The following is an 18,970-nucleotide window of genomic DNA, read 5'->3' on the forward strand; positions in this document are numbered from 1 at the left end:
GGGTGTTCGACGGGTCGAAGGCTTTTCGGGCCTTCGACCCGATCTTGTATGTGTCGGTCACGTTTCCACAAAGGTGACAGTCATCTCTTGACGCATGACAAGACATACGGCTGTCATTACGCAACCGTGTTCGGTCAAGTTGATTTCTGGTCGATTACGACGGACTTCAGCATTCCCCTTTTGCCCTGCCCTGGCCGAACCCTGCCCCCAGGAGCCGTTCATGCCCGACCTCCACCTCCCCTCGCCCAGCCGCCGGTCCCTGCTGCGCGGCATAGGCGGCGCCGCCGTGCTCGGCGCCGGCATCCCCCTGCTCAGCGCCTGCGGCGGCAGCGGCACGGCCGCCGACCCGAAGACCGTCACCCTCGGCTCCAACGGCTCGGACGCGGTGCCGAAGAAGGCGTACGCCGAGATCTACGCGGCCTTCAAGAAGCAGTCCGGGATCACGGTCGACGTGAACACCAAGGACCACAACACCTTCCAGGAGCAGATCAACGCCTACCTCCAGGGCACACCGGACGACGTCTTCAACTGGTTCGCCGGGTACCGCATGCAGTTCTTCGCGGCCAAGGGCCTCGCCACCCCGCTCGACGACGTGTGGGAGAAGATCGGCGGCAACTTCCCCGAGGCGATGAAGAAGCTCAGCAAGGGCGCGGACGGCAAGTACTACTTCGTGCCGCTGGACACCTACCCGTGGGCGGTCTTCTACCGCCGGAGCGTCTTCCAGAAGCATGGCTACACGGTCCCCACCAAGTGGGACGACTTCGTGGCCCTGTGCAAGCAGATGAAGAAGGACGGCCTGGTCCCGATCGCCTTCGGCGACAAGGACGCCTGGCCCGCCCTCGGCACCTTCGACCAGCTCAACTTCCGTGCCAACGGCTACGACTTCCACGTCGACCTGATGGCCGGAAAGGCATCCTGGACCGACGCCAAGGTCCGCAAGGCCTTCGACCTGTGGGCCGAGATCCTCCCCTACCACCAGGACGGCGCCGTCGGCCGCACCTGGCAGGACGCCGCCCAGAGCATGCTCTCCGGCAAGGCCGGCATGTATCTGCTGGGCTCCTTCGTGGGCCAGCAGGCCACCGACAAGACCATCGCGGACGACCTCGACTTCTTCCCCTTCCCCGAGATCAGCCCCGAGTTCGGGCAGGACACCGTCGAGGCGCCGACCGACGGCTTCATGATGAGCAAGAGCCCCAAGAACCACGCGGGCGCCGTCAAGCTCCTGGAGTTCCTCGGCACCCCGGAGGCCGAGGCCATCTACCTCAAGGCCGACTCCAGCGTCGTCGCCGCCTCCAGTACCGCCGACACCTCCTCGTACACCGCCCTGCAGAAGAAGGCGTACGACATGATCAGCGGCGCCAAGAGCCTCACCCAGTTCATGGACCGCGACAGCCGCCCCGACTTCACCTCGACGGTGATGCAGCCCGCGCTGCAGAAGTTCATCCGGGACCCCAAGGGCATCGACTCCATCCTCACCTCGGTCGAGCGCCAGAAGAAGACGATCTTCGCCTCCTCATGACGACCGACACCGAGACCACCGAGACCCCCAAGGCGACGCCCCTCGCGTCGCCTTCGGGCGTTGCCCCGCGCAAGAGGCCGACGGGCCACCGCCGCCTCCTCACCCGCCGCGACCGGCTCACCCTCGGTCTGATGGCGGGCGTGCCGACCGTCCTGCATGTCGCCCTCGTCTGGCTGACGGCCCTGGCGTCGATCGCGTTGGCGTTCACGACCTGGGACGGCATCGGCTTCGACTCCATCAAGTGGGTCGGCCTGGACAACTTCCGCGAACTGTTCACCACCAACCCGCAGTTCTGGCCCGCCGTCCAGCACAACGTGATCTGGTTCGTCGTACTGATCCTGCTGCCCACGCCCTTCGGCCTGTTCCTGGCCGTGCAGTTGGACAAGAAGATCCGCTTCAGCCGCGTCTACCAGACCGCGTTCTTCCTGCCCGTCGTCATGTCGATGGCCGTCATCGGGTTCGTCTGGCAGCTCATCTACAACCCCGACACCGGCCTGATCAACAGCATGATCGGCGCCAACACCTCCGGCCACTACATCGACTGGATCGGTGACCCGGACCTCAACCTCTGGGCCATCCTCGTCGCCGCCTCCTGGCGTCATGCGGGCTACATGATGATCCTCTACCTGGCCGGTCTGAAGAGCGTCGACCCGGCCCTGCGGGAGGCCTCCGCACTGGACGGCGCGGGTGAGTGGCAGACGTTCAAGAACGTCATCTTCCCGACCCTGCGCCCCACCAACACCGTCGTGCTGGTCGTCACGATCATCGAGGCCCTGCGCGCCTTCGACCTGGTCTTCGTCTTCAACAAGGGTGCCCAGGGCACCGAGTTGCTGTCGATCCTGGTCACCAACAACATCATCGGCGAGTCCAGCCGCATCGGGTACGGCTCCGCCATCGCCGTCGTGCTCCTGGTCATCTCCCTCGCCGTGATCATCCCGTACCTGATCGCGACCTTCCGGAAGGAGCGGCGCGCATGAGCACCCTCGCCCTGCGCAGGAAGCCGGTACGCCCGGCCCGCATCCTGCTGCACACCTTCCTGATCGTGACCTCCCTGGCCTGGCTCGCCCCGCTGCTGTGGGCGCTGTTCGCGGCGCTGCGGCCCTACGCCGAGACCAGCGAGAAGGGCTATGTCTCCTGGCCGGACAAGCTGAGCCTCGACAACTTCACCAACGCCTTCCAGCAGTCGGACATGCTGCACTACTTCGGGAACACGCTGCTCATCGCGGTCCCGGCGGTGCTGCTCACCCTGCTGCTGTCGTCGATGGTGGCCTTCTACGTCAGCCGCTTCGACTTCCGCCTCAACCTCGCCCTGCTGCTGGTCTTCACGGCCGGCAACCTGCTGCCGCAGCAGGTCATCATCACGCCCCTGTACCGGCTGTACCTGCTGATCGACCTGCCGGGCGTCACCGCCTCCGGCAAGCTCTACGACTCCGCCCTCGGCCTGGTCCTCATCCACGTCGCCTTCCAGTCCGGCTTCTGCGCCTTCGTGCTGAGCAACTACATGCGCTCGCTCCCGCACGAACTGACCGAGGCCGCGCTCGTCGACGGCGCGTCCGTGTGGCGCCTGTACTGGCAGATCACGCTGCCGCTGTGCAAGCCGGCCATGGCCGCCCTCGCCACCCTGCTCTCCATCTGGATCTACAACGACTTCTTCTGGGCCATCGTCCTCATCTCCACCGGCGAGAACATGCCGATCACCTCGGCCCTCAACAACCTCTCCGGCCAGTACTTCACCGACCCGAACCTGGTGGCCGCCGGCGCGCTGCTGACCGCGATCCCCACACTGATCGTGTACTTCGCGCTGCAACGGCAGTTCGTGAGCGGACTGACGCTGGGCGCCAACAAGGGCTGAAGCCCTCGTACTTGAAAGAGAACCACCGTGTCCCACTCCTTCACCCCGGTCGCCGCCGTCTCCGTGGATCCGGCCAACGCCCATGTCCACGAGGAGGGTTGGCAGTCCTGGAGCCCCAGCGGCAGCTACGCCCTCGGCGACCAGCCGTACCGCCCGACGAACCCCAACTGGGCGACGGTCTGCTACCGCCCCGGCGTCACCGTCCCCGAAGGCGCCTTCCAGGGCGAGGGGTTGCTGGCCCTGGACCCCGGCGACGGCACCCCGGTCCGCCTCTGGGCCGCCCCGGACCCGGTCCGCGAGGTCCCGTCCATCAGGCTCGCCGTGGACGGAACCGTCGCGCAGGTCAGCGCCGACGGCCCGGTGAAGGAGTGGACGGGGACCGGCATCCAGGCGGTACTGGAGGAGTGGGCCGCGTCCCTCGGCGTCCGGCCGCCCCGACCGGCGCCCACCGTCTGGTGCTCCTGGTACGAGTACTTCACCGAGGTCACCGAGGACGACATCCACGAGAACCTGCGCGCGATGGACACCCTCGACCTGCCCATCGACGTCGTCCAGATCGACGACGGCTACCAGAAGGCCCTCGGCGACTGGCTCACCCTCTCCGGCCGCTTCCGCTCCCGCGCGGGCATCGCCGACACCATCCGCGCCCGGGGCCGCCGGGCCGGCATCTGGACGGCCCCCTTCCTGGTCGACCCGGCGAGCGACCTGGCCGCCGAACACCCGGAGTGGCTGGTCCGGGACGCGGAGGGCGGTTTCCTGCACGCCGGCCGCAACTGGGGCCACGACCTGAACGTCCTCGACACCACCCACCCGGAGGCGGCGGAGTACCTCGCCGACGTCTTCCGGACACTGCGCGCCGAGGGCTACGACTATTTCAAGGTCGACTTCCTGTACGCGGGCGCCCTGGACGGCGTACGCCACACGGCAGTTGACGCTCTCCAGGCGTACCGCGAGGGCATCGAGCTGATCCGCGAGGCCATCGGCCTGGACGCCTACCTCCTGGGCTGCGGCGCCCCGATCCTCCCCTCCATCGGCCTCTTCGACGCCATGCGCGTCAGCCCGGACGCGGCCCCGCACCGCCGCCCCGAGGCCGACGACTACAGCCAACCCGGCCAGGACCCGGCCGAGTTCACCGGCGCCGGACGCCAGTGGCAGCACGCCCGCCTCTGGGTCAACGACCCCGACTGCCTGATGGCCCGCCCGGCCGTGGAGACCCGCGAACGCTGGGCGGCCCACGTCGAGGCAACGGGCGGCCTGACGGCATCGAGCGACCGGCTGCTGTCGCTGGACCAGTGGGGGGTGGAGACGACGCGCCGACTCCTCACGCGGGGCGTCGAGTGCTGAGGCCCTCCTGCCGTCTGACCCGGCGGACAGGCCTTAACCGAAGGGCTCGCTGACGTTGCTGTAGGAGTCATGGTGCGCGGGGTCGACGAGGAGGCCGCTCTCGATCGGTGGCTCGTCCAGGGACACCCGCCATGTGCCGTCCGGGAGGACGACCGCCCGGCTGGCGTGAAACGAGCGGCCCGACGACGTGACGACGAAGACGCTGTAGTCGGGCGGCAGATCGCTGTAGACGCCGAAGCACCGGTAGGAGGAGCCGACGGGGTCGCATCGCTTGAGCGCGGCCGCAGGGGGCCGGACGTCCTCTTTCTGCACCGCGGACCCCGCCGAGGGCCCCCCGGTGCCGACCGCGGCGATCCACGCCGCCGCGACGGTCGCCACGGCCGCGACGGCCGCCGCCATGACGGGCTGCCATGCGAGCGGCCTTCCCGCCCGCACGTCCGATGTGTCCTGCCCGCTCTCCGGCTCCGCCGCAGACCCCATGTAGAAACGTCCCCTCTCACGCACTGTGCTCGAATGCTTTCAGGGCGTGATGGCCGGTGAGGGGGAGACGGGACGGCTTCACCCGATGCGGTGCCGCGCGGCGTTCCGGTTGCCGGGCGCCGGGCGAAGGGTGCCCGGCCGCGGTGGCAGGATCGTCCCGCATGGGAACTGAACAGCACGACCGCCCGGTAGCCCTCGTCACCGGCTCCACCTCCGGCATCGGTGAGGCCGTGGCCCGGCGGCTGGCCGGGGGTGGGATGCGGGTCGTCGTGCACTCGCGGCGCAGCACCGACGCCGGCGAGGCCCTGGCGGCGGAGCTCGGCGGGACGTACGTACAGGCGGACCTGGAGGTCGAGGACGAGACGCGGGCCCTGGTCCGGACCGCCCTCGACCGCCACGGCCGCCTCGACGTCCTGGTGAACAACGCGGGCATCAGCTGGCCCATCCCGCACGCCGACCTCGCCGCGGCGACCCCGGCGGACTGGCGCCGGCTGCTGGAGGTCAACCTGATCGCCCCCTGGCTGCTGTGCACAGAGGCCCTCCCGGCGCTCCGCGAGGCGCCCGGCGGCGGCAGCGTGGTGAACATCACCAGCCACGCCGGGGTGCGCCCCAAGGGCTCGTCCGTCCCGTACGCGGCAAGCAAGGCGGCTTTGAACCACGTAACCCGCCTCCTCGCCGCCGCCCTCGGCCCGGACGTCCGCGTCAACGCGGTGGCACCCGGTCTGGTGGACACCCCGATGACGAAGGACTGGGCCGAGGCCCACCAACTCTGGCGCGAACGCGCCCCGATGCACCGCCCCGCCCAGCCCGCCGACGTGGCCGACCTGGTGGCCTCCCTGATCGCGAGCAGCTACCTCACCGGCGAGGTGATCATGCTGGACGGTGGCCTGAATCTGACGTGAGCGACCGCACGGACGCGGCGGAGCCGAACCAGTTTCCCGACCCGGCCCTCTGAACTGTGGGGGGTCTTTGAATTTACGATGATCTGCGCCCCAACACCGCACCACGCCCGTCCAACGTCCGCCCGCACCCACGTCCAAGAAATCGGCCGGCCCATTGATACCTGGAGAGTCGCGGGACCACCCGCTCCCGCGAATACGACGAAGATCCACGTCCGCCGCGTGGCGCCGCCCACAGACGATCCTGTGGACCGCGGCCGGTGCGGTGACCCTCGGCTTCCTCATCGCGCTGGAGCTCACCGCACGCCACTACGGCCTGCCGGGACCGCTCACCACCCAGGTGAAGGAGGTGGCGTTCCCGCCCAAGTCGGGGTTCCTGCTGTACGGCGCGATGGCGCTGATGATGGTGGTGCTCACCCGGCGGGAGCGCTTCCTCGCGGCCGGAGTCGCCCTCGGCATCGACGCCGTCCTGCTGCTGGCGCGCTGGGCGACCGGCACCGGCCTGCACGGCGGCCACCCGTTCGGCAACGGCGCGCTGTGGGTCGTCCTCGCCTGCGGAGTCATCGCGCTGACCCGCCGCACCGGCCCGGAACGCCTTCTGCTGCTCAAGGGCGTGGGCCTCGCGCTGCTCCTGGTGGCCGGCCGTAAGACGGGCGACACCTGGCTGCTCATCACCGCCAAGGCCCGCCCGCTGGTCCTCGACCCGTACCTGGCGGTCGCCGACCGCGCGCTGGGCGACCCGTCCTGGGTGGCGGGCCGCATGCTCAAGGCCACCGGCCCGCTCGGCGCCCACTTCCTCGACCTGGTCTACGGCCAGCTCGCCGTGGCCGCCGTCGTCGTCTCTCTCTACGGGCTGCGCAACGTGGCGGCCGAGCGCCGCTTCCCGCGCCACCACCTGGTCCGCACGTTCCTCGTCATCGGCCTCCTCGGACCGGGCATCTACATGATCTTCCCGGTGGTCGGCCCGATCTTCGCCTACGGCACGGGCATCGAGCACTGGCAGCCGGACGGCCTGTGGACGCACACCCCGGCCACCGAACACTGGATGGTGGGCGACTTCTGGCCGAACACACCACCCCCGCTCACGGACCCGCACGCGATCCCGTTCGACGAGCTCACCCCGCGCAACTGCATGCCCAGCCTGCACACCGCCTGGGCCACCGCGATCTTCATCCACTCCCGCAGGGGTCCGCGCGTGCTGCGCTGGGCGGGCACGTTCTGGCTGATCGCCACCCTCGCCGCGACCCTCGGCTTCGGCTGGCACTACGGCACCGACCTCGTCGCCGGTGTGGTCTTCACGCTCACGATCGAGGCAGCCCTGCGCGCCCAGGCCCGCGGCTGGGACCGCTCCGCGACCCACCTGGTCACCTACGGCACGGCGATCTTCACGGCACTGCTCCTGTCGTACCGCTACCTGCCGACGGAACTGGCCCGCCTCCCGTGGCTGTACGGCCCGCTGATCCTGCTGGCGATGGGCTCCGTCATCTACGGCTACCTCCGGACCACCAGGGCATGGGAGCGGCGGGACATCTCCCTGCCGACCCAACGACAGCCGGAACCAGAACCGGAACCGGCCCCGGCACGGGCCACCTGACCCGGCTCGGGCCCCGGCCCGAGCCGCACAAACGCCAGAGGGCCGGACCGCTTTCACGGTCCGGCCCTCTGGGCTGGCGGAGGATACGAGATTCGAACTCGTGAGGGGTTGCCCCCAACACGCTTTCCAAGCGTGCGCCCTAGGCCTCTAGGCGAATCCTCCGCCGCAAACAATACAAGACGTTGAGGAGTGCTCGCGAACTCGTTCCCACCCCCGGCCATCGGGTACTGTTTGGGCAGCCCCTCACGCGGCGCTATCTGACTGAACTCCCCCAGGGCCGGAAGGCAGCAAGGGTAGGTCGGCTCTGGCGGGTGCGTGGGGGGCGCTTGCTTTCCCGGGGCGGGTGGAGCCTCCGCGGGGCCCGGGTTGTCAGTGGGCGCCTATAACCTCGTATGCGTGTCGTCTCTCGCGCTGTACCGCCGCTATCGCCCGGAGTCGTTCGCCGAGGTCATCGGGCAGGAGCATGTCACCGACCCGTTGCAGCAGGCGCTGCGGAACAACCGGGTCAATCACGCGTACCTGTTCAGCGGTCCGCGCGGGTGCGGCAAGACGACGAGCGCGCGCATCCTGGCCCGCTGTCTGAACTGTGAGCAGGGTCCCACGCCGACCCCGTGCGGCGAGTGCCAGTCGTGCCGCGACCTGGCCAGGAACGGCCCGGGTTCCATCGACGTCATCGAGATCGACGCCGCGTCCCACGGTGGTGTGGACGACGCCCGTGAGCTGCGCGAGAAGGCCTTCTTCGGACCGGCCAGCAGCCGGTACAAGATCTACATCATCGACGAGGCCCACATGGTCACGTCGGCCGGCTTCAACGCGCTGCTGAAGGTCGTCGAGGAGCCCCCGGAGCACCTCAAGTTCATCTTCGCCACCACCGAGCCCGAGAAGGTCATCGGGACGATCCGGTCCCGGACCCACCACTACCCCTTCCGGCTCGTGCCCCCCGGCACCCTGCGGGACTACCTCGGCGAGGTGTGCGGCAAGGAGAACATCCCCGTCGAGGAGGGCGTGCTCCCGCTCGTCGTCCGCGCCGGACAGGGGTCCGTGCGTGACTCCATGTCCGTCATGGACCAGCTCCTCGCCGGCGCCCGGGAGGAGGGTGTGACCTACGCCATGGCCACCTCCCTCCTCGGCTACACGGACGGCTCGCTCCTGGACTCCGTCGTCGAGGCCTTCGCCACCGGTGACGGCGCCGCCGCCTTCGAGGTCGTCGACCGGGTCATCGAGGGGGGCAACGACCCGCGCCGCTTCGTCGCGGACCTGCTGGAGCGCCTCCGTGACCTCGTGATCCTCGCCGCCGTCCCGGACGCCACCGAGACGGGCCTCATCGACGCCCCCGCCGACGTCCTGGAACGGATGCAGGCCCAGGCAGGCACCTTCGGCCCGGCCGAGCTCAGCCGCGCCGCCGACCTCGTCAACGAGGGCCTCACCGAGATGCGGGGCGCCACGTCTCCCCGGCTCCAGCTCGAGCTGATCTGCGCCCGCGTACTGCTCCCCGCCGCCTACGGCGACGAACGCTCCGTGATGGCCCGCCTCGACCGCCTGGAGCGAGGCGTCAACTTCTCTGGTGGCAACGCCGCCGGGGGCAACTTCTCCGGTGGCGTGGGCGCGCCTGCGATGGGCTACGTCCCCGGACCCGACGCCCACGCCCCGGCGGCTGCCGCCCCGATCCCGCCGGGCGGCGGCGCGGCGGCGGCGCGAGCGGCGGTCCGGGGTGGAGGCGGAGGCGCAGGGCCCGTGGGAGCCGCGGGAGCGGGAGGGACCGCGGGCCAGCCGGTGCAGCAGGGGCAACCCGTGCAGCAGGGCCAGCCGCTTCCGGCGGCTCAGCCGGCCCAGCCGGCTCCCTCGGCACCGTCGGCGCCGCCAGTCCAGCCGCCGACTCAAGAGCCCCCCGTAGCTTCAGCGCCCGCTGCCCCGCCTACCGCCCCCGCCCCGGCCGCCCCCGGCACCCCCGCCCCCGGCGCATGGCCCACGGCCGCCCCCGCCGGTGGCGGCCGACGCCCCGGCGGCTGGCCCACGGCCACCCCGGCGGGCGGCGGCGCCCAGCCCCCGGCCGCACCGGCCGCCGGCACCCCCGCGGCACCCCAGCCCTCCGCCGCCCCGGCACCCGCCCCGCCGCAGTCCGCACCCCCCGCGGCCGCGGCGGCCTACGCCCCCCCGGCCGGTGGCCTCGACCCCCGCATGCTCTGGCCGAACATCCTGGAGGCCGTCAAGAACCGCCGCCGCTTCACCTGGATCCTGCTCAGTCAGAACGCCCAGGTGGCAGGCTTCGACGGCACCACCCTCCAGCTCGGCTTCGTCAACGCCGGCGCCCGCGACAACTTCGTCAGCAGCGGCAGCGAGGACGTCCTGAAGCAGGCGTTGGGCGAACAGTTCGGCGTCCAGTGGAAGATCGAGGCGATCGTCGACGCGTCGGGCGGCTCGGCACCTCCACCGACCGGCGGCCCACAGAACTTCAACGGCGGCTACGGCGGTGGCGGCGCCCCCAGCGCGTACGGCGGCGCCCCGGCCGCCCCCGCGCAACGCCCCCAGTCCCCCCAGCCCACACCCGCGGCACCCTCCGCCCCGACCCCGTCGACACCCCCTCCGTCGACAGCCCCCACCCCAGCACCCCAGCCCTCCGCCCCGGAACCGCCCCCGGTCGCCCCCGAGGACGACATCCCGGAGGACGACGACCCCGACCTCAACGAGTCGGCTCTCTCGGGCCGCGAACTGATCGTGCGGGAGCTGGGGGCGACGGTGGTGGAGGAGTTCACGAACGAGTAGGCCGCGAACTCAAAGCCGACGGGCTCCCTACAGCGGGCGTGACATACGAGAACGCATCCGCTCGTCGTCCCTTGGTCTCTGCGGCGCCGGTCCACATCTCTCAGCCCGTTGCGGCGCCGGTCCACATCTCTCAGCCCGTCCGGCGTTTGAGGACGAGGCCCCTTCAGGGCCGAAGCGGGGGTCTGGGGGCGGCAGCCCCCAGGGACGCCGAGCCTCGACGCCGGGCAGGAATTAGAGGAACGCACAGGCCCCTCACCCCCCGCCCTTCAGCAACCCGCACAAACCCGCACCCCCCACGCCGGTTACCCTGAACCCCGTGAAGGTCCTCGTCATCGGCAGCGGCGCCCGCGAACACGCCCTGTGCCGCTCCCTGTCCCTCGACCCCGACGTCACCGCGCTGTACTGCGCCCCCGGCAACGCCGGCATCGCCGAGGTCGCCGAGCTGCACCAGGTCGACGCCCTGGACGGCAAGGCCGTCGCCGCGCTGGCCGGTGAGCTCGACGCCGAGCTGGTCGTCGTAGGCCCGGAGGCACCGCTCGTCGCCGGTGTCGCCGATGCCGTGCGCGAGCTGGGCATCCCGGTCTTCGGCCCCTCCAAGGAGGCCGCGCAGCTCGAGGGCTCCAAGGCCTTCGCCAAGGACGTGATGGCCGGCGCCGGAGTGCCGACCGCCCGCTCCTACGTCTGCACGACGCCCGAGGAGGTCGACGAGGCCCTCGACGCCTTCGGCGCCCCGTATGTCGTGAAGGACGACGGCCTCGCCGCCGGCAAGGGCGTCGTCGTCACCGCGGACCTGGAGGCGGCCCGGGCGCACGCCAACGCCTGCGACCGCGTCGTCATCGAGGAGTTCCTCGACGGCCCCGAGGTCTCCCTCTTCGCCGTCACCGACGGCGAGACCGTCGTCCCGCTCCAGCCCGCCCAGGACTTCAAGCGCGCGCTGGACGGCGACGAGGGCCCGAACACCGGCGGCATGGGCGCGTACTCCCCGCTGCCGTGGGCGGACCCGAAGCTGGTCGAGGAGGTGCTCGACACCGTCCTCCAGCCGACCGTCGACGAGATGCGCCGCCGTGGCACCCCCTTCTCCGGGCTCCTCTACGCCGGCCTCGCGATCACCTCGCGCGGCGTCCGCGTCATCGAGTTCAACGCCCGCTTCGGCGACCCCGAGACCCAGGTGGTCCTGGCCCGTCTGAAGACCCCCCTCGCCGGCCTGCTGCTGGCCGCCGCCAAGGGCGACCTGGCCGACCTGCCGCCGCTGCGCTGGAGCGAGGACGCCGCGGTCACCGTGGTCATCGCCTCGCACAACTACCCCGGCACCCCGCGCACCGGCGACCCGATCACCGGCCTCGACGCGGTGGCCGCCGAGGACGCCCCGCAGGCGTACGTCCTGCACGCGGGCACCAAGCACGACGGCGACGCAGTGGTCAGCGCGGGGGGCCGCGTCCTGTCCGTCACCGCGACCGGCAAGGACCTCCACGAGGCCCGCGACCGCGCGTACACCGCTGTCGGCCGTATCCACCTCGACGGCTCCCAGCACCGTACGGACATCGCCGCGAAGGCGGCGTCCGGCGCCTGAACCGGCGCAGCCCGACCCGGGACCCGATGAACCGAGCAGGCCCCGAATCCGTCTCTGGATTCGGGGCCTGCCCCTTTGCGCGACCGTGAACAGGACGATGAACGTGACTGAATCCAAGTCAAGATCCAAGGCCTGATCCTCGCTGTCCGTCATCCACCTTTCCCCAAAGCCATTCCATCGAGTGACCGGTGTCTTTAACGGCTGACGGAGACCGAGGGCCCAACTAGGGTGCGGCGCAAGCGTTCCGGCACTTGGCCCACCGGCATTGCGATGTCGGTGGTGGGTGCCACAGTGGGGGAATGAGCAACGCCAGGACAGCAGGGAGGGGGCGACTCCGGTCGTGACCGGTATGGGTGTGGAGGCGGGCGCACAGGCCGCTCGTTCCCGGGCTCTCGCCGTGCTGCGCATCCGCAGCCGCGCGCTGGCCGTCGCACTGCTGCCCGCCGCGGTCGCCGTGGTGCTGTACGCGGGGGACACCACCGGCCATCTGGTGGGCCCCGGCTGGCATGCCGCGCGCTGGACCGTCACCCCGCTCGCCGCCCTCGTGCTGCTGGCAGCCGCCGGCATCGCCCTGGTCGTGGCGCGCGCCCGCCCCGCGGTGAGCCCGACGGTCCCGATCGCCGAGGAGTCCGCCCCGGACCTGTACCGCATGGTCCGCGACCTGGCCGACCGACTCGACGTCCCCGCCCCCTCCGCGATAGCGCTCACCCCGGACTGCGACAGCTGGCTGGAGGACCGCACCCACCCGGCCCACGGCCCGCCCCCGCAGACCGACCGCGACGAGCTCACCGGCGCCCACGGAGCGCACCGCCGTACGACAGCGGCCCCCGTCCTCGTCATCGGCTCCCCGTTCCTGTGGTGGATGCGCGTGGGCGAGCTCCGCGCCGTCCTCGCCCCCGTCGTCGCTGGTACGGGCCCCTCTGCCCACCCCGACATAGCCGCGGCCCGCCGTTTCGTGCGGGGTCTGGACGCCGCGGTGGCCGTCTCCTCGACGTCCGGCCGCTGCCCCCTGACCCGTGGGGTGTGCGCGGCCGTCGGCTGGGTGGCTCGGCTGCTCCTCCGAAGCTGCCGGGAGCACGCGGCGCTGATGGAGCGCGGGGTGGCCGCCGCGGCCGCCGAGCGCGCACAGGCTGTGGACTACGGCCTGCGGATCGTCGCGCAGGAGCAGGTGGGCCTGGCGTATGCGGGCTGGGACCGCCTCCTGACCCGCGTCGCGCTGCCCGCCTGGCGGATGGGCCGCTGGCCCTCCCGACTGGACGCCGGCGTGGTGGCCGCCCTCACGGAGCTGTCCCGCCGCGACCGTCTGGCCGAGGGCTTCGCCTCCCGCCTGGGCGAACGCCCGGCCTGCGACCTCCTGGAGGAACCCGGCGCGATCGACGAGGCGGCCTCCCTCCTCGCCGCCCGCCTCTTCCACGGCGGCCCCGCCGAACAGGGCCCGGACTGGGCCCCGGTCAGCTGGCAGGAGTACCCGGAAGAGGTAGTGGACCGAAAGTGGCGCCTGGACGCGGCCCGCCTCCACCGAGCCCTGGACGCCCAGCGAGCCCACCACACCCCGGAACCAACACCGCCGACCACAGCGGGCACCCCGACCCTGGCAAGAATCCTGGACTACCTGTCAGCCACACCGGCACCCAACACCACCGAAGCCGCACTCGCGCGGGGCACCACAGCCGCCGACGCCACCGCACCGGCGAACGGCGCCAGCGCACCCACGCGCGACACCGGAGCGCACGCCACCACCCCCACGCACTCTCCGAAAGCCGCCGACGGCGAGCACCCCCCACAAGGGCCACCCGCACTCGACCACGAAACCCGCACGGTTGGTGCGGGTGAGACCACCACGGCCGAAGGCGAAGCCGAGGCCGAGGCCGACAACGAACGCACCGCCACCCTCGCCGCAGCCCTCACCACCGAACTCGCCCGCGAGGAAACGCCCCCGCGCACCACCACAACCCCCGACACCCCACCACCCCCCTGGGACGACACCACCCTCCCCCTCTTCCCGCTCCAACCCCCTCGCACCGCCCGCGAACTCCTCACCGACCACGTCACGGCGATGGTCTGCTGCGCCGCCATGGACACCGCCGGCGCCACCCCCGGCCTCGACTGGCTCGACGGCCCGACCCTCCTCATCAACGGAGAACGGGCCCCGGACCTCGCCCCCGGAGTCCTCAGCCTCATCGAGGACGGCGACCCCACCCCGTTGCGCCACTGGCTGACCCAGGCAGGCATACGCCCGGAGAAGCCCCTCCGCCTGGTCTGAGCCCACCCCTGAACTCCAGGTCAAGGCAGCCGTATCGGAACCCCCAATTCCACTTTCGGCCAATTCGCAACGAATAGTGACAGCCTGCGTGCGTTATGTGATGTGCTGGGACCGATCGCGCACATGGCAAGGGCTTGCGACATAGGACAAGCGCTTCACACGCGCGCACAGGTACGTACGACCACACGGGGGCACGAGGGAGGGGAGCAGCCATGGGTTCGGAGCCGATCCGCCGCTGGGAGTCGGGAGCCCTGGCGCACGCCGTGACGGACCCTTTCGGCCAGGGCCCCCTCCCGTGGCTCAGGGGCAGCGAGACGTACTTCGACGACACCGGCCAGGTCGTCCCCTGGTACGTGGACCCGGCACCACCACACCCCCCGTCCGGAGCCACCGGCGCCCGTATCCCCACCCCCCGCTCCGCCGGCGGCCCCCGCGCGGCCGACGACGTCCGCCGCCAGATCAAGGGCTTCGCCTCCACCGGCGCGGTCGCCCCGGGCGAGGCCATCGACTTCCACATCACGGTCGACCCGCCCCAGGAATTCAGTGTCGACGTCTACCGCATCGGCCACTACGGCGGTGACGGCGCCGCGAAGATCACCACCAGCCCGCGCCTCTCCGGCATCGTCCAGCCCCCGCCCCTCACCGCGGACCGTACGGTCTCCTGCCACCACTGGTGGCTCAGCTGGCGCCTCCAGATCCCGTCGTACTGGAGCATCGGGGCGTACGTGGCGGTCCTCACCACCGCCGACGGCTACCGCTCCCACGTCCCCTTCACGGTCCGCCACGACCAGCCGGCAGACCTGCTCCTGCTCCTCCCGGACGTGACGTGGCAGGCGTACAACCTCTATCCGGAGGATGGCCGCACCGGCGCGAGCCTCTACCACGCGTGGGACGAGGACGGCCGTCTCCTCGGCGAGTCCGACGCCGCGACGACGGTCTCCTTCGACCGCCCGTACGCGGGCGCGGGCCTGCCCCTCCACGTCGGCCATGCCTACGACTTCATCCGCTGGGCCGAGCGCTACGGCTACGACCTCGCCTACGCCGACGCCCGCGACCTGCACTCCGGCCGCGTCGACCCCACCCGCTACCGCGGGCTGGTCTTCCCCGGCCACGACGAGTACTGGTCGGCGAACATGCGCCGCACTGTGGAGCGGGCCCGCGACCATGGCACGTCCCTCGTCTTCCTCTCCGCCAACACCATGTACTGGCAGGTGGAGTTGGGCCCGTCCCCGTCCGGCGTCCCCGACCGCCTCCTGACCTGCCGCAAGCGCCGGGGCCCCGGCCGCCCGGTGCTGTGGCGGGAGATCGACCGCCCGGAGCAGCAGCTGGTCGGCATCCAGTACGCGGGCCGCGTCCCCGACCCCTCCCCGCTGATCGTGCGCAACGCCGACCACTGGCTGTGGGAGGCGACCGGGGCGCACGAGGGCGACGCGATCGAGGGCCTGGTAGCGGGCGAGGCCGACCGCTACTTCCCGCGCACCGCGCTTCCCGAGCACGACGACCGCATCCTGCTCGCGCACTCCCCGTACACCGACACCGAGGGCGCCCTCCGCCACCAGGAGACGTCCCTCTACCGCGCCCCCTCGGGCGCCCTGGTCTTCGCGTCGGGGACGTTCGCCTGGTCCCCGTCCTTGGACCGCCCGGGCCATGTGGACACCCGCGTCCAGCGCGCCACCGCCAACCTCCTGGACCGCATCTGCAAGCGTGACTGAGCTCACGCACATCACCCGCAGAACACCACCAGCACACCCCAAGTCCAAGGTCAGCCGCCTATAAGCGACAATCGACCCGTTGGACAGAACCACGGGGAGGAACCGTGTCCGGATTCGTAGAAAAGCCCGAGCCGATCCAGGTTCCGGGTCTGGTGCATCTGCACACCGGCAAGGTGCGCGAGCTGTACCAGAACGAGGCGGGCGACCTCGTGATGGTCGCCAGCGACCGCATCTCCGCGTACGACTGGGTGCTGCCCACCGAGATCCCGGACAAGGGCCGGGTCCTCACCCAGCTCTCCCTGTGGTGGTTCGACCAGCTCGCCGACCTGATCCCGAACCACATCATCAGCACCGACCTCCCCGAGGGCGCCCCCGCCGACTGGGCGGGCCGCACGGTGGTCTGCAAGTCGCTGAAGATGGTCCCGGTCGAGTGCGTGGCCCGCGGCTATCTCACCGGCTCGGGCCTGGTCGAGTACAACGAGTCGCGTACGGTCTGCGGCCTCGCCCTCCCCGAGGGCCTGTCCGACGGCAGCGAGCTCCCCGCCCCGATCTTCACCCCGGCCACCAAGGCCGCGGTCGGCGAGCACGACGAGAACGTGTCGTACGAGGAGGTCGCCCGCCAGGTCGGCGCCGACACCGCCGCCCGGCTGCGCCAGGCCACCCTCGCCGTCTACACCCGCGGCCGGGACATCGCCCGCGACCGGGGCATCCTGCTGGCGGACACCAAGTTCGAGTTCGGCTTCGACGGCGACACCCTCGTCATCGGCGACGAGGTCCTCACCCCGGACTCCTCCCGCTTCTGGCCGGCCGAGTCGTGGGAGCCGGGGCACGCGCAGCCGTCGTACGACAAGCAGTTCGTGCGCGACTGGCTGACCTCGGCGGCCTCCGGCTGGGACCGCAAGAGCGAGCAGCCGCCGCCCGCGCTGCCGCAGGAGGTCGTGGACCGCACGCGCGCCAAGTACATCGAGGCGTACGAGCGGCTGACCGGCACGAGCTGGAGCTGACCGCGTGACCGCATGACAAAGGCCCCGGTCGATGACCGGGGCCTTTGCAGTGGAGCGAACGACGAGGTTCGAACTCGCGACCTCAACCTTGGCAAGGTTGCGCTCTACCAACTGAGCTACGTTCGCACTGCGCCGAAGCGCGCTGCCTACTATACCCAACCTCGCTCGCGCGCGAGACGCACGGCGGTGTGCCGGTTCTCCGCACCGAGCTTGGAGACGGCCGACGACAGATAGTTCCGTACGGTCCCCTGGGACAGCGCGGCCCGCTCGGCGATCTCCGCCACGGGCGCCCCGTCGGCGGCGAGTTCCAGCACCTCGGCCTCGCGCGCGGTCAGCGGGGAGTCCCCTGCGGAGATCGCGTCGGCGGCCAACTCGGGGTCGACGTAACGGTTTCCGGCATGCACCGTGCGGATGATCTCGGCGAGCTTCTGCGCGCTCACCGTCTTGGGGACGAACCCGCGCACACCCGCCTCAAGGGCCCGCTTCAGATGCCCGGGCCGCCCGTGACTGGTCACGATCAGCACCCGGCAGCCGGGCAGTTCGGCCCGCAGCGATGTGGCGACCTTCACACCGTCCGCCCCCGGCATCTGTAGATCGAGCACCGCCACATCCGGCTCGTGCGCCCGGGCCATCGCCAGCGCCTCCGGCCCGGACGCGGCCTCGGCGACGACCACCAGGTCCTCCTCCAGCGACAGCAGCGCCGCCAGCGCCCCCCGGATCAGATGCTCGTCATCGGCCAGCAACAGCCGTACGGTCACGAGGCCACCTCTGTCACCTTCGGCACCTGGGCCACCAACCGGAACACACCCTCCCGCACGGTCCCCGCCTCCAACGTCCCGTCCACCGCCGCCAGCCGCTCCCGCAGACCGGCGAGCCCGGACCCGCCCGGCCCGGACGGACCGGCGGCCCCGTCGTTCTCCACCGTCAGCACGACACCGTCCTCCGACCTCCGTACGGCGACCGTGCACCGCTGGGCGTCCCCGTGCCGCAGCACGTTCGTCGTCGCCTCCCGGACCACCCAGCCGAGCGCCGACTGCACCTCGGCGGGCAGCCCGGCGGCCTCGCCGGTCACCTCGCACTCGATCCCGGCGGCCGTCAACACACCTTGCGCGCCGCTCAGTTCGACCCCGAGATCGGCGTCCCGGTACCCGCGTACGACCTCTCGTACCTCGCGCTGGGTGTCGTGCGCGATCCGCTGCACCTCGGTCATCTGGTCCACCGCCTCGTCCCGGCCCCGGTGGGCCAGCTGGACGGCGAGTTCGCTCTTCAGCGCGATCACCGCGAGGTTGCGGCCCACCACGTCGTGCAGATCGCGCCCGAACCGCAGCCGCTCCTCGGCGACGGCGAGCCGCGCCCGGGTCTCGCGGGCCTCGTCGAGTTCGTACACGGCGTTGAGGAGCCAGACGGAGAAGGCGGAGGTGAAGGCGAGGAACCCGCCGCCGAGCAGCACTGCCAGCATCGTCACCAGGGTGGCGGGCGCGGGCAGCCCCAGCGGGAAGGCGACGACCCCCGCCCCGGCCGCGAAGCCGGCGACGACGCCGTACACCCGCCGCCGCTCGCGCACGCCCAGCGCGATGACCCCGGCGCCGAAGATCAGGACCACCCCGAAGACCCCGCCGGCCGCGGTCTCGACGTCGTCCCCGCCGGGCCCGCGCTCCGAGACGCCGATCGCCGCGACGGCGACCGCGGCGGTCACCGTGCCGAGTGTCCACAGCATGTGGACGGGCTGCTCGCGCCGCCCGCGCGTCCAGTCCAGTGCCCGCGAGGCGGTCACGGCACAGACCACGGCGTGCACGGTCACCAGCGCCAGCAGCGGAGCCGCGAGCCAGGGCGTCATCGCACCGAGGAGCGGCAGCCCGATCGAGGCCACCTCGATCACCGCGAAGAAGTGGAACGACCAGCGGGTGTACGTCTCGACCTTGGCCGGCGTGCTCTTCCGCCCCCACCAGCTCCCCGGCTTGCGCATGCTC

Annotated in this window: 14 protein-coding genes, 2 tRNA genes and 1 other RNA gene; 12 read left to right on the plus strand and 5 right to left on the minus strand. The window is 71.4% G+C overall.

The genetic code is table 11. From position 1 onward, the window contains the following. Nucleotides 1-220: 220 nt before the first annotated feature. From IQ210_RS12015 to IQ210_RS12030, 4 genes are read left to right on the plus strand one after another with little or no spacing between them, the layout of a single operon-like run. Nucleotides 221-1,519: an ABC transporter substrate-binding protein gene (locus IQ210_RS12015; RefSeq protein WP_194078879.1), complete on the plus strand. Its 1,299-nt coding sequence runs from the start codon at nucleotides 221-223 to the stop codon at nucleotides 1,517-1,519. Beyond that, nucleotides 1,516-2,496 (plus strand): carbohydrate ABC transporter permease, encoded by a 981-nt coding sequence (locus tag IQ210_RS12020; protein ID WP_194078880.1) that lies wholly within the window; start codon nucleotides 1,516-1,518, stop codon nucleotides 2,494-2,496. Before IQ210_RS12015 ends, IQ210_RS12020 begins: the two co-directional genes overlap by 4 nt. Continuing rightward, complete coding sequence (locus tag IQ210_RS12025) at nucleotides 2,493-3,371, plus strand: carbohydrate ABC transporter permease (protein WP_194078881.1); 879 nt, start codon at nucleotides 2,493-2,495, stop codon at nucleotides 3,369-3,371. Before IQ210_RS12020 ends, IQ210_RS12025 begins: the two co-directional genes overlap by 4 nt. Nucleotides 3,372-3,398: 27 nt before the next feature. Continuing rightward, nucleotides 3,399-4,715, plus strand: coding sequence for a glycoside hydrolase family 36 protein (locus tag IQ210_RS12030; protein ID WP_194078882.1), 1,317 nt, complete (start codon nucleotides 3,399-3,401; stop codon nucleotides 4,713-4,715). A gap of 33 nt (nucleotides 4,716-4,748) precedes the next feature. On the opposite strand, the gene IQ210_RS12035 is transcribed toward IQ210_RS12030, so the two are convergent. Next, nucleotides 4,749-5,195 (minus strand): hypothetical protein, encoded by a 447-nt coding sequence (locus tag IQ210_RS12035; protein WP_194078883.1) that lies wholly within the window; start codon nucleotides 5,193-5,195, stop codon nucleotides 4,749-4,751. 161 nt (nucleotides 5,196-5,356) lie between these two features. Here IQ210_RS12035 and IQ210_RS12040 point away from each other — a divergent pair, with 161 nt between their 5' ends. Together IQ210_RS12040 and IQ210_RS12045 are read left to right on the plus strand one after the other, a co-directional pair. Continuing rightward, nucleotides 5,357-6,097, plus strand: coding sequence for an SDR family NAD(P)-dependent oxidoreductase (locus tag IQ210_RS12040; protein WP_194078884.1), 741 nt, complete (start codon nucleotides 5,357-5,359; stop codon nucleotides 6,095-6,097). A gap of 238 nt (nucleotides 6,098-6,335) precedes the next feature. Continuing rightward, entirely contained in the window at nucleotides 6,336-7,688 is a 1,353-nt protein-coding gene (locus IQ210_RS12045; RefSeq protein WP_194078988.1) for a phosphatase PAP2 family protein, read from the plus strand. A 74-nt stretch (nucleotides 7,689-7,762) separates the two neighbouring features. Here the strand turns inward: IQ210_RS12045 and IQ210_RS12050 are convergent. Further along, nucleotides 7,763-7,850 (minus strand) — tRNA-Ser (locus IQ210_RS12050). Nucleotides 7,851-7,922: 72 nt separating this feature from the next. Here IQ210_RS12050 and ffs point away from each other — a divergent pair. The 6 genes from ffs (at nucleotide 7,923) to IQ210_RS12080 (ending at nucleotide 17,000) form a co-directional block, all read left to right on the plus strand. Next, nucleotides 7,923-8,021, plus strand: an RNA gene (ffs, locus tag IQ210_RS12055) — signal recognition particle sRNA small type. 63 nt (nucleotides 8,022-8,084) lie between these two features. Continuing rightward, complete coding sequence (locus IQ210_RS12060) at nucleotides 8,085-10,451, plus strand: DNA polymerase III subunit gamma and tau (RefSeq protein WP_194078885.1); 2,367 nt, start codon at nucleotides 8,085-8,087, stop codon at nucleotides 10,449-10,451. 316 nt (nucleotides 10,452-10,767) lie between these two features. Next, nucleotides 10,768-12,021 carry a phosphoribosylamine--glycine ligase gene (gene purD, locus IQ210_RS12065; protein ID WP_194078886.1) on the plus strand — a complete coding sequence of 418 codons (1,254 nt, stop codon included), beginning with the start codon at nucleotides 10,768-10,770 and terminating at the stop codon, nucleotides 12,019-12,021. Nucleotides 12,022-12,370: 349 nt separating this feature from the next. Continuing rightward, a complete protein-coding gene (locus tag IQ210_RS12070; RefSeq protein ID WP_194078989.1) occupies nucleotides 12,371-14,284 on the plus strand; it encodes a M48 family metalloprotease in 1,914 nt (637 codons plus the stop codon). Nucleotides 14,285-14,496: 212 nt separating this feature from the next. Then, on the plus strand, nucleotides 14,497-15,996 hold the full coding sequence (locus IQ210_RS12075; RefSeq protein WP_194078887.1) for a N,N-dimethylformamidase beta subunit family domain-containing protein: 1,500 nt from the start codon (nucleotides 14,497-14,499) through the stop codon (nucleotides 15,994-15,996). 104 nt (nucleotides 15,997-16,100) lie between these two features. Further along, nucleotides 16,101-17,000, plus strand: coding sequence for a phosphoribosylaminoimidazolesuccinocarboxamide synthase (locus IQ210_RS12080; protein WP_194078888.1), 900 nt, complete (start codon nucleotides 16,101-16,103; stop codon nucleotides 16,998-17,000). Nucleotides 17,001-17,050: 50 nt separating this feature from the next. Here the strand turns inward: IQ210_RS12080 and IQ210_RS12085 are convergent. The 3 genes from IQ210_RS12085 to IQ210_RS12095 form a co-directional block, all read right to left on the minus strand. Continuing rightward, nucleotides 17,051-17,126, minus strand: a tRNA-Gly gene (locus IQ210_RS12085). A 23-nt stretch (nucleotides 17,127-17,149) separates the two neighbouring features. Next, a complete protein-coding gene (locus IQ210_RS12090) occupies nucleotides 17,150-17,758 on the minus strand; it encodes a response regulator transcription factor (RefSeq protein ID WP_194078889.1) in 609 nt (202 codons plus the stop codon). Beyond that, on the minus strand, nucleotides 17,755-18,966 hold the full coding sequence (locus tag IQ210_RS12095) for a sensor histidine kinase (protein WP_194078890.1): 1,212 nt from the start codon (nucleotides 18,964-18,966) through the stop codon (nucleotides 17,755-17,757). Before IQ210_RS12095 ends, IQ210_RS12090 begins: the two co-directional genes overlap by 4 nt. Between the last annotated feature and the right edge of the window lie 4 nt (nucleotides 18,967-18,970).

Origin of the sequence: Streptomyces justiciae (genome assembly GCF_015163075.1) — a bacterium.
GTDB lineage: Bacteria > Actinomycetota > Actinomycetes > Streptomycetales > Streptomycetaceae > Streptomyces > Streptomyces justiciae.